Origin of the sequence: Streptomyces sp. NPDC057939 (genome assembly GCF_042887545.1) — a bacterium.
Taxonomy (GTDB): Bacteria; Actinomycetota; Actinomycetes; order Streptomycetales; family Streptomycetaceae; genus Streptomyces.
The window spans coordinates 111,103-120,621 of record NZ_JBHVPG010000011.1; the positions used below are offsets into that span (position 1 = coordinate 111,103).

11 protein-coding genes are annotated in these 9,519 nt (G+C 71.4%); 4 read left to right on the forward strand and 7 right to left on the reverse strand.

The features are described from left to right. Nucleotides 1–21: 21 nt before the first annotated feature. Entirely contained in the window at nt 22–438 is a 417-nt protein-coding gene (locus ACFVS6_RS15410) for a hypothetical protein (protein ID WP_389704054.1), read from the forward strand. 296 nt (nt 439–734) lie between these two features. On the opposite strand, the gene ACFVS6_RS15415 is transcribed toward ACFVS6_RS15410, so the two are convergent. The 6 genes from ACFVS6_RS15415 to ACFVS6_RS15440 form a co-directional block, all read right to left on the reverse strand. Beyond that, nucleotides 735–1,310, reverse strand: a complete 576-nt coding sequence (locus ACFVS6_RS15415; protein WP_389704056.1) for a hypothetical protein — start codon at nt 1,308–1,310, stop codon at nt 735–737. A gap of 374 nt (nt 1,311–1,684) precedes the next feature. Beyond that, on the reverse strand, nt 1,685–1,873 hold the full coding sequence (locus ACFVS6_RS15420; protein ID WP_389704058.1) for a hypothetical protein: 189 nt from the start codon (nt 1,871–1,873) through the stop codon (nt 1,685–1,687). Between the two features lie 246 nt (nt 1,874–2,119). After that, on the reverse strand, nt 2,120–2,908 hold the full coding sequence (locus ACFVS6_RS15425) for a response regulator (protein ID WP_389704059.1): 789 nt from the start codon (nt 2,906–2,908) through the stop codon (nt 2,120–2,122). Continuing rightward, nucleotides 2,905–4,080 carry a sensor histidine kinase gene (locus ACFVS6_RS15430; RefSeq protein WP_389704061.1) on the reverse strand — a complete coding sequence of 392 codons (1,176 nt, stop codon included), beginning with the start codon at nt 4,078–4,080 and terminating at the stop codon, nt 2,905–2,907. Before ACFVS6_RS15430 ends, ACFVS6_RS15425 begins: the two co-directional genes overlap by 4 nt. A gap of 20 nt (nt 4,081–4,100) precedes the next feature. Beyond that, nucleotides 4,101–4,643: a hypothetical protein gene (locus ACFVS6_RS15435; protein WP_389704063.1), complete on the reverse strand. Its 543-nt coding sequence runs from the start codon at nt 4,641–4,643 to the stop codon at nt 4,101–4,103. A gap of 118 nt (nt 4,644–4,761) precedes the next feature. Beyond that, on the reverse strand, nt 4,762–5,367 hold the full coding sequence (locus tag ACFVS6_RS15440) for a maleylpyruvate isomerase family mycothiol-dependent enzyme (protein ID WP_389704200.1): 606 nt from the start codon (nt 5,365–5,367) through the stop codon (nt 4,762–4,764). 329 nt (nt 5,368–5,696) lie between these two features. On the opposite strand from ACFVS6_RS15440, the gene ACFVS6_RS15445 reads away from it, so the two are divergent. Together ACFVS6_RS15445 and ACFVS6_RS15450 are read left to right on the forward strand one after the other, a co-directional pair. Continuing rightward, the gene (locus ACFVS6_RS15445; protein WP_389704065.1) at nt 5,697–6,623 is read left to right on the forward strand and encodes an aminoglycoside phosphotransferase family protein; all 927 of its coding nucleotides are present in this window, start codon (nt 5,697–5,699) and stop codon (nt 6,621–6,623) included. Nucleotides 6,624–6,799: 176 nt separating this feature from the next. Further along, entirely contained in the window at nt 6,800–7,792 is a 993-nt protein-coding gene (locus ACFVS6_RS15450; protein ID WP_389704067.1) for a MerR family transcriptional regulator, read from the forward strand. Between the two features lie 86 nt (nt 7,793–7,878). Here ACFVS6_RS15450 and ACFVS6_RS15455 read toward each other — a convergent pair whose 3' ends face one another. Next, nucleotides 7,879–8,511: an AAA family ATPase gene (locus tag ACFVS6_RS15455; RefSeq protein ID WP_389704068.1), complete on the reverse strand. Its 633-nt coding sequence runs from the start codon at nt 8,509–8,511 to the stop codon at nt 7,879–7,881. Nucleotides 8,512–8,626: 115 nt separating this feature from the next. Here ACFVS6_RS15455 and ACFVS6_RS15460 point away from each other — a divergent pair, with 115 nt between their 5' ends. Next, entirely contained in the window at nt 8,627–9,517 is an 891-nt protein-coding gene (locus ACFVS6_RS15460; RefSeq protein WP_389704070.1) for a DUF429 domain-containing protein, read from the forward strand. Nucleotides 9,518–9,519: the final 2 nt, after the last annotated feature.

The window sequence follows — 9,519 nt, forward strand, 5'->3', positions numbered from 1 at the left end:
GCTGACGAAGCGGGGGTCGCCATGACGTTGGCCATGTGTCCACTGTGCAGTGATGACGAAGACATAGCCGTGGTCCGCGCGTTGGACGGCGGCCGCCAGCTCGTGAAGCACCGGTGCGGCTTCGAATGGGAGGCCGGGGAGCCCACCGCCCCGCACAGGGATCCGCTCAACACCTTCCAAGGCCTCAAGACCCGTTTCCCGAAAGCCACCGATGTCGATCGCGAGCAGTTGGAGCGCGTGGCCGGCCTGAAGGAGCGGTACCTCGCGGTCAGACCCGCCCTCGACCGCGGCGTGGCGGCTTACTGGTCGAAGTACCAGCAGGTCTTCTCACCCGATGGGTTGTGGACCTGCCACCCTCAAGTCCTCAAGGACTTCGCCAATTCCGAGGTCGGCGCCCACCCCGGCAATCAGGCCACCTTCAACACCGCGTGTCGGTGAACTGGACCTGCGGCAGGCTCATCCTGTGGAGCAACGACCTCCTGCTCGACCCCGCGGGCGACGGGTTCGTCAACAGACAGCACGCCGCCGCGTTCTTGTGGTGGGCCAGGGATCAACCAGGAGCACGACGGGCCACCTGATGACGGTCGCTTCGCCGGGCGTGGGAGCGGGCGCGATCCCGACCGTTCCGAGCGAGGTACGCCCGGCCGGCTCACGAGGCCCGGGACCGGCCGGACCGGGATGGCACGCTCAAGGCGCCATCCCGGGCGGCCGCCACTACCACTGCCACTGCGGTACTAGTCGGTGCAGTAGCGCTTGATCGCCGCGTTGAAGGCCGCGTCGAAGGCCGAGTCGTGTGCCTCCTTGGCCGCCTTCTGGGACGCCGCGTCGGGCACGAGTCCCTGCGGCACCGGCTTGGCCTTGGGCTTCGCGTCGCAGTTGCCGGCCTGCGCCAGCTCCTTGCCGATGGTGAAGCCCTCGGTGGCTCCGGCCTTGCGCGCCGCGTCCACGGCGTTCTTGTTGACGGCGTCCTGGGCCGCCTGGCCGCCCAGGCAGGTCGCGTTCAGCCCGCCGCCGCCGGCCGTGTACTTGCCGTTGGGCTGGTCGGCGACCGAGAACTTTCCGTCCTCTCCGACGGTGACCAATACGCCACCAGGCCCGTCGGTCTGGTCGACGGTTACCTTGGTGCCCTTGGTGAAGCCCTCACCGGTGATGATCGACTTGGTTGCGTCCCCCGGCTTCGCCTCGACGAAGCATTGCGCCGAGGGCAGGGCCTGCGGGGCAGCCGCCCATACGGCAGCGGCGGCCGGCCCGAGAGCCAGCGAGCAGGCCAGTAGGGGGGCGCTCAGGACGACACGCGTGCGCTTGTTCATCTCAGCTTCCTCACGCCTGTGGGGGGCGAGGGCAGCCGCATGCGGAACGGAGGAGCCGCCGTGCGGCAGGGGACGACGTAGGCCACCGGCTGTCGCTAACGGCAAAGACGAGTGCGTCCCTGGCGCTTACCGAGTCACCCCAAAGGGAGTCCGGTCCATCAATTCATCCTCCCTCTCCCGTCCGGAGGTGTCGAGCGGGGCAGAATCCGCGCGCGGGGCGCGGGCCGGCGCCCGTACGGATGTACGGCTGTACGGATGTACGGGGGCGGTCGAGGAGCGACGCGGCCTTCCGTTGGTGCGCAGCGGGATGCGGACGCGTCGCAGCGGCCACCCGGGGACGGGCAGCCGCTGCGACGTGATGGGGTTCCTGAGTGTCAGGGCAGGCACAACTTGCAGCCGCCCTGTACCGCGGCGGAGGCATGGGTGCCGCTGTGCACGGTGTGCGCGGCCGCGGTGGTGGTGCTGGTGGTCTGGGGTGCGGCCGAGGCAACGGTCGCGGTGCCGGCGAGGCCGAGGGCCGCGAGCGTGAGACCGGCGGTGGCGAGGGTACGGGTGATGCGCATGGTTCAGGTCCTCCGGGACGATCGGGTCCGTCGGTGACGCACCTTGGTGTGGCGGACCCCAGGGGTGGGGGCTTGATCTGTTGTGCACCGACCCCTCCACTGAACCGCGACACGCTCCGGAGCCACGTCCTCCATTCGGTCACGCGCCCGGATGAACGGACCGGTCGCAGGAGGGTGGGGTGTGCGGCGGCCCGGCCCGGCCTGAGCCGACCCGGGTCGGGGTCGGAGTCGGAGTCGGGATCGGCCTCAGGTCAGGCCCGACCTGAGGGCGAGGCGTACGGCTTCGGCCCGGTCCCGGACGTGGGTCTTGGCGAAGAGGTTGTTGATGTGGGTCTTGACGGTGGCCTCGCTGATGAAGAGCCGTTCGGCGATGGCCCGGTTCGGGAGGCCCTGGCCGATGAGGGCGAGCACTTCGCGTTCGCGGACCGTGAGGTCGGCCGGGAGGGGTTCGGGCGTCGGTGGGTTGGCCCGGCGGGGGGCACTGGCCGCGGCGAGGAGGCGGGTCTGCACCTCGCGGTCGAGCACGGACTGTCCGGCGGCGGCCGCGCGGATGGCGCGGGCGATGTCCTGGCGTCCGGCGTTTTTCGTCAGGTAGCCGCGTGCGCCGGCGCCGAGCGCCGCCATGATCGATTCGTCGTCGGCGAACGTGGTGAGGACGACCACCGCGACGTCCGGGTGCGCGGCGCTCAGCCGCCGTGTCGCCTCGGTCCCGTCCATGACGGGCATCCGCAGGTCCATCAGGACGACGTCGACGGGAGCCGCGGCCACGGCCGCCAGCACCTCCTGCCCGTTCGCCGCCGCCGCGACGACCTCGATGTCCGGCAGCAGGGCCAGGACGGCGGCGAGCGGTTCGCGCACCGCGGCCTGGTCGTCCGCGACGACGACCCGGACGGGCCGCGATTCGCCGCCGGGGGCGGCGGAGTCGGCGGAGGCGGAGGAGGCGGCGGGAGATCCGGTGAGGCCTGTGGGGCCGGTGGTGCCAGGCCTGGCGGACCCGCCGGTTCCGGCGCCCCCGTACTCGGTCGGTCCGGTCACTGCGGAACCACCGCTTCCACCTGCCAGCCTCCCCGTTCCGGACCCGTCGTGAGCGGACCCGTGGTGATGCTCCCGCCGAGCAGGGCGATGCGTTCGCGCATGCCGATCAGTCCCCATCCACTGCCCTCGGCCACCGCCACCGGGAGGGCGGCGGGCCCGTTGCGCACGCTCAGTACGGTCGTGTCCTGCGTGAAGGTCAACCGTACGGCCACCGCTGCGCCCGGTGCGTGGCGGCCCGCGTTGGTCAGGGCCTCCTGGGCCACCCGGAGCAGGCCCTGGGTCACCTGCGCGGGCAGCGTACGGACGTCCCCGTCAACGGTGAGGGCGTCGTGGTGGCCGGAGGACTCCAGCAGCGCCGTCAGGTTCTCCAGCAGCGGCAGGGCGTCCTCGCGCAGCGCGTGCACCGTCCACTGGGCCTGTTTCAGGCTTTCCCTGACCAGGCTGTGGGCCGTGCCGTTGGCCTCTCGGATCCGTTCCAGGTCGCCGGTGTCGATCAGCGCGTCGACCAGTTCCAGTTGCATGTTGATGCCCGCGAGCGAGTGGGCGAGGACGTCGTGGATGTCCCTGGCGATCCGGGTGCGCTCCCCGAGCACCGCGGTCCGCGCCTCGGCTCGTGCCGCCTTCTCCGCGGACCCGGCGGCCTCGATCGCCGCCCGGGTGGCCTGCGCGCGACTGCGCGAGGCCATCCCGGCCAGTACGGCGGCCCCGGTGGCCAGGCCGACCAGCGCGGGGACGGTCTGATCGCCCGGTTCTGCCCGCAGGTACAGGACGCCGCCGCAGAGGAGGCTGCTGAGCGCGGCGACGGCCGCGGCGGGCGCGGTCTCCAGGCGGTTGCCGGCGAGGGCGACGAGGAAGAAGGCGAAGAGGTAGGACGTTCCGGTGTCCGCGACACCGAGGAGGGCGGCCGCCGCCACGACGCCCGTGACGGACCAGGCGAGGACGAAGCGGCCGGAGACGCGGTCCGCGGGCACCAGCCGCAACGCCAGTACGGCGCAGTTGAGCACGAACAGGAGGGTGACGGCCAGGCCCCGGCCGCCGAGGCCCATGGGCCGGATCGTCACGATCCCGACGATGACGAGGGCCAGCACGACCGCCCACTGGGCGCGGCCGCCGCGGCCCTCGTGCGGACGTACGGTCGTGGCGGCGGCCCGGTCCGTGCCTGGTTCTGGCATGGCGCGACCATAACGCACGGTCAGGCCGCGTGACCGGCGCCGACGGCGGACAGCGGGGCGGTCCCGAGCGGCGTCGCGGGGGGCAGCATCCGGCTCCGTACGAAGATCGTCGCAAGCCGGGTGACGACCTCGGTGAGCGCCATCAGTACCAGCGCCGCCACCCACGCCTGGGAGCCGGTGATCCGGTTGTCCATGCTGAACCGCGCGACGTGGCCGGCGCCGCCGTGGTCGACCCACAGTTGGAAGCCGAGCCGTGCGCCCATGCCGATGACCCACAGCGCCGCCGAGACCACCCCGGCCTTGATCAGGATCTGCCCGTCGGCCCGTCGCATCCAGGTGAAGATCCCGCCGGCGATGCCGAGGACCGCGCCGACGCCCATGAGGGCGCCGATCAGCAACAGGTCGTTGCCGCCGGTGGGAATGCCGTCGAGGTAGCTGAAGCCGACGAAGGTCACGATCCCGAGCGGCAGGAGGTAGGACCGCGGGGTCAGCGGGCCCTCTCGCAACTGCCGGAAGACGATGAGAACGAGGGCGATGTCGATGATCCAAGTCGTGATGTCCATGCCCCAAGGCTGCTGCTCGGAGGCCCGGAACACCTGCGTCCAGGGGTGGAGAGGGGGGTGGAGATGGGGGTGGAGGCAGGTCGTGGGGGTGCGCCGTCGCCCCGAGGTGACGGGGACCTCAGATGCCTGCCGCCAAAGCCGCGAGGCCCGGTCCGGCGAGGTCGTCCAGGGCGACCCGACGGCCCGTGACGGCCAGCAGGAGGGAGAGGGCGGAGCCTTGGACGTCCGCTCCGGTGCCGATCGTCAGGCCCGCGTCCCCGGCGGTGAGACGGACGCGTGCGACGAGCTCCTTGGCCCCGCCGAACGACGCCGACGTACGCGTCTGCAACCGAAGCGCCCTGACGACGGCCTCCTGCGCGTAGCAGTGGGTGATGCCCAGGGGGCGGCGGATGTCCTCGCCGTGGACGATCTCCTCGACGAGACGGCTGTCGAGCGGCGCCGGCGGTGTCGACCTCCGGGTCGCCGCCTCGCGCAACCGTTGCAGCGTCTCCTGGGGCGAGGCACCCCGCGCGCGTTCCACACCGCGGGCGTTCTGCCGGTCGAAGTCGAAGCGCGCCCGGACCAGTCCGGTGACGAACCCGAGGCGCGTCGTACGGGCCGTGTCGACGAGGTGGGCGACCACGTCGTGCACCGTCCACCCCGCGCAGAGGGACGGGCTCCCCCACTGGTCCTGGTCGAGTCGCTCCAGGTCCTCGACCAGGGCCGCCCGCTCCGCGTGCACCATCGTCCAGACGTCTTCCACCGCGTTTCCCCTTCGTCGCGTTCCCTTCGTCGCGCTCCAGTGTCTGCCGGAACGGGCTCCGCAGGCGTGACGAACCCGGCGTTTCGTCACGGGCCGGGCGGATGTGGGGGGAGACGCGGTACTCCTACGAGTCGCACTCGAACGCAGACGGCCGGGCCCTGTAGACGTCGACGCCGACGCTCACCCTCCCGCTCACCACCTCCACACCTCCACCAACCGCCGGCAACCCCGAAATTTCCGCGCTGCCGGGCACCCCGTTCGTTAGGCTCGGCGACGGTATTTCTCCCGAACCCACTCCCCCGAAGGCGCCCATGAGTCCGCCGCTGGATATCGAAGTCCCCGACTCCCTGGTCGCCTCGTACACGGGGAATGGTGGTGAGGCGGAACGGGCCTGGATCGCCCGGCTGCCCGACCTCGCGGCGGAGCTCCTCGGCCGGTGGGGACTGGAGCGCGACGGCGGCGTCGGGTCCGGCGAGGCCGCGCTGGTGCTGCCGGTGCGCCGCGCGGACGGCGCCCGCGCCGCGCTCAAGCTCCAGATGCCGCGTGCGGAGACGGCCGCGGCGCTGATCGGATTGCGGGCGTGGAACGGCGACGGCATCGTGCGGCTGTTGGACCACGACCCCGAGAGCGGCGCCGTGCTGCTGGAACGTCTGGACGGCTCGCGCACCCTGACCTCCGTCGAGGACGACGACGTGGCCATGAGCACCCTCGCCGCACTGATGGCGCGACTGCACTCCGTCCCGGCGCCCGAGGGCCTGCGTGGCCTCGGTGATGTCGCGCGCGACATGCTGGCGTCCGTACCGGCGGCCGGCGCCGCGCTGGCGGACCCGACGGACCGGCGACGGCTGCACGGCTGGGCCTCCACGGTGGCCGAGCTGGTCCGCGAGCCCGGCGACCGGATGCTGCACTGGGACCTGCACTACGACAACGTGCTCGCCGCCGAGCGCGAGCCGTGGCTGGCCATCGACCCCGAACCCCTGGTCGGCGACCCGGGCTTCGACCTGTGGCCGGCCCTGGACACCGGCTGGGAGGAGCTCCGCTCGGCCGGGACCGCCCACCGGGTGGTGCGCCGCCGCTTCGACCTGCTGACGGAGAGGCTCGACCTGGACCGCCGTCGCGCGGCCGGCTGGACCTTGGCCCGGCTGCTCCAGAACACCCTGTGGGACATCGAGGACGGTCGGACCGCCATCGACCCCTCCCAGACCGCCGTGGCCGAGGCGCTGCTGCCGCACCTGTAGATCCGGTGCGGTGCCGGTCCAACCCGGTGCGGCACCGTGTTCAGCGACCCACTGTGCCCCTCCCCTCACGGAGGGGCACAGTCGCGTCGTACCTCGGTACCCGGTCCCGGATGGGGCCCGGATCCGCGCTCGGATCTCTTGAGTCTCCAGCGGCTGGAGGGTCCAGGATCTGATCCATGGAAGACGAACGCCCCGACGCGCTCACCATCGGCCGGCTCGCGCAACGCACCGGGCTTCCGGTGCGCACCCTGCGCTTCTGGTCGGACCAGGGAGCGGTACCGCCCTTGACGCGCTCCGCCGGCGGTTACCGCCTCTACGACGCCGAGTCCGTGGCCCGTGTCGAGCTGGTCCGCACCCTGCGGGAGCTGGGCCTCGGGATCGACGAGGTGTGCCGCGTCCTCAGCGGACGCACCACCGTGGCCGAGGTCGCCGACGCGCACGTGGCCGCACTCGACGCGCGGATCCGCTCCCTCAAGGTCAGCCGGGCCGTCCTGTCCACCGTCTCGAAACGTGGTTCGACAGCTGAGGAGACAGCACTGATGAACCGTCTGGCACGCCTGTCGGCCGACGAACGCAAGCAGATCATCGACGAGTTCAAGGAGGAGGTGTTCGGCGGCCTCGGCCTCGATCCGCGCCTGCAGGACCGCTTGCGCACCTTCAGCATCGAGCTGCCCGACGACCCCACACCCGACCAGGTCGACGCCTGGATCGAACTGGCCGAGCTGGTGCGGGATCCCGGCTTCCGATCCCGCATGCGGACCATGCTGGAACTGAGCGTTCCGACCCCCGGTCGGAGTCGTCCCCCCGGCGCGTCCATCTGGTGGGCCAGGCAGGTCGTGCAGACCGTCGCTGAGGTCAGGGAGCGCGGAACCGCCCCTGAGGGTCCGGCGGCGACCGAGGTGCTCTCCCGGTTGTTCGGCGACGCCGATCGCGCCGCAGTGCTCGTGTGCCTGGAGGCCGGGATCGAGGCAGGGGCGGAGCGCTACCGCAGGCTCGCCGCCCGCGTGCGCGGGCAGTACGCATCTCCCGACGCGAGCGAGGAACTGGAGTGGCTGGCGCGGGCCCTTCGGGCCGCCGGTCAAGCCCCGCCCGCCCTACCGCGCTCGTCCTCGCCCTCGTCTCGCCTCGCCTCGCCTCGCCTCGCCTCGGATAAAATTGAGATGAATTGAGATGAATTTGGGTGATGCCGAAGCGGGTCGAAGCGAGCCGTGGCGCCGCCCACCTTCACCGGCGGCCCGGGCCCCTCGCCCGGAGCTCAGTCGAACCGTATGTGTTGGACTCCTGTCCAGGCCTGGCGCAGCCGCCTCCTCGTCGGGCTGTCCGTGTTCGGGGCGATCGTCAGGCCGGTCGATGCTGCGATGTGGTCGGCGACCTGGGGGATCGCGAGGCGGTCGGTCCATACGTGCTCGGCGAACTCGGGCTCGCGCAGCCGGTCCAGGCACAGGTCGAGCTTCGCCACGGCGAAGCTCTCGCGACGCAAGGTGGCGTCCTTACCGGCCACGAACCGCACGGCGTGCCCGAAGCCGCGCTCGCTCAACCGTCGCAGGACCGTCCCCCGATCGGCCAGCAAGGCGAAGTGCCGGACGTCATGACCTCGTTCCCGCAGCCGACCGATGATCTCCCGGAAGTAGGCCGGCTCGACGAGCGTCATCGGTACGATCACCGTGCCATCGTGCTGGTTGAGGGCCATGTCCAGCACGTCATGGACGCCCTGACGCCAGGCCGGAAGATCCTGAAAGTCCCCGCGCAGCTCGGGCGGCATCATCCGGTGCAGACCGAAGCCGACATGTTCCGGGTCGCAGAGCACGCTCCCGGGTAGCCGACGTTGGAGCTCGTGCGCGGTCTGCGTCTTGCCCCCACCGAAGGGGCCGTTGATCCAAAGGAGCATACGCAGACCCTACGATCGGCCACCGCTCGGAATCGGTCATCGAGAAGGAAGCGGAACGAAGTTGAACGTGATGCCTGCGGAAAAGAGGCCCGAGACCACCGCCACGGACACTCCGATGGTGACAGTGGGGATCGACCTGTCGGGCCATTCCGGAACGACCGGGGTCTGCCGTATCACCTGGTCGGAACAACCGGTCGTCGAACTGCTCGACTCCAGAAGCGACGACGACCTCCTGGCGGCCATGCGGTCCGCCGACAGGACCGGCCTCGACTCGCCCGTCGGCTGGCCGGTGGCGTTCACATCCCTCCTCTCAGCCCACCAGGCCGGCACGAAGCTGCCCGTACGGTCCCGATACGCGTCCCTCCCCGGTGGCCCTGCTGGGCTGTGCACGTTCACCCATCGTCTGACCGACGACGTGGCATGGAAGCGCACCGGGGCGGGGAGACGGCGTCCCCTGTCCGTCGCCGCCGACAAGCTCGGGATCGTCGCCATGCGCGCGGTGAACCTCTTGGAACGGTTGGCCGGGACGGGACCCGCCATCCCCCGGGACGGCTCCGGCTCGGTCGTCGAGGTCTACCCGGCTTTCGCGCTGATCCAGTGGGGGCTTGCGGGCAAAACCGGCTACAAGGGATCAAAGCCCGGCGCTCCTGCTGCGCGGGCCGAGATCCTGGCCGGCCTCGCCGAGGGTTTGGGCCTCGGTCCCGGTCCTGTTCCCGGTGTCGATGTCGGCCTCGATCCCGGCCCCGGTCTCGATCTCGGTCCCGGTCTCGGTCTCGGTCTCGGTCTCGGTCTCGGTCTCGACGGAACCGTGCGTGACCGGTGCGCGCGCAGCGACCACGATCTGGACGCCTTGATATCTGCGGTCGTCGCCCGGGCCGCGGCATGCGGGATGACCCATGTGCCGACGACGGACGAGGAGCGCGCCATGGCGGCGGTCGAGGGCTGGATACACCTCCCCCGGCGAGACGTTCCGCTCGCCGCTGTGCGGCGCGGAGTGGCTCCCTGACC

Bases quoted from the DNA above. Each gene is read 5' to 3' on its own strand.
- ACFVS6_RS15410 (WP_389704054.1), top strand. From the start codon at position 22: ATGACGTTGGCCATGTGTCCACTGTGCAGTGATGACGAAGACATAGCC.
- ACFVS6_RS15415 (WP_389704056.1), bottom strand. From the start codon at position 1,310: ATGAACAAGCGCACGCGTGTCGTCCTGAGCGCCCCCCTACTGGCCTGC.
- ACFVS6_RS15420 (WP_389704058.1), bottom strand. From the start codon at position 1,873: ATGCGCATCACCCGTACCCTCGCCACCGCCGGTCTCACGCTCGCGGCC.
- ACFVS6_RS15430 (WP_389704061.1), bottom strand. From the start codon at position 4,080: ATGCCAGAACCAGGCACGGACCGGGCCGCCGCCACGACCGTACGTCCG.
- ACFVS6_RS15435 (WP_389704063.1), bottom strand. From the start codon at position 4,643: ATGGACATCACGACTTGGATCATCGACATCGCCCTCGTTCTCATCGTC.
- ACFVS6_RS15440 (WP_389704200.1), bottom strand. From the start codon at position 5,367: ATGGTGCACGCGGAGCGGGCGGCCCTGGTCGAGGACCTGGAGCGACTC.
- ACFVS6_RS15445 (WP_389704065.1), top strand. From the start codon at position 5,697: ATGAGTCCGCCGCTGGATATCGAAGTCCCCGACTCCCTGGTCGCCTCG.
- ACFVS6_RS15450 (WP_389704067.1), top strand. From the start codon at position 6,800: ATGGAAGACGAACGCCCCGACGCGCTCACCATCGGCCGGCTCGCGCAA.
- ACFVS6_RS15455 (WP_389704068.1), bottom strand. From the start codon at position 8,511: ATGCTCCTTTGGATCAACGGCCCCTTCGGTGGGGGCAAGACGCAGACC.
- ACFVS6_RS15460 (WP_389704070.1), top strand. From the start codon at position 8,627: ATGGTGACAGTGGGGATCGACCTGTCGGGCCATTCCGGAACGACCGGG.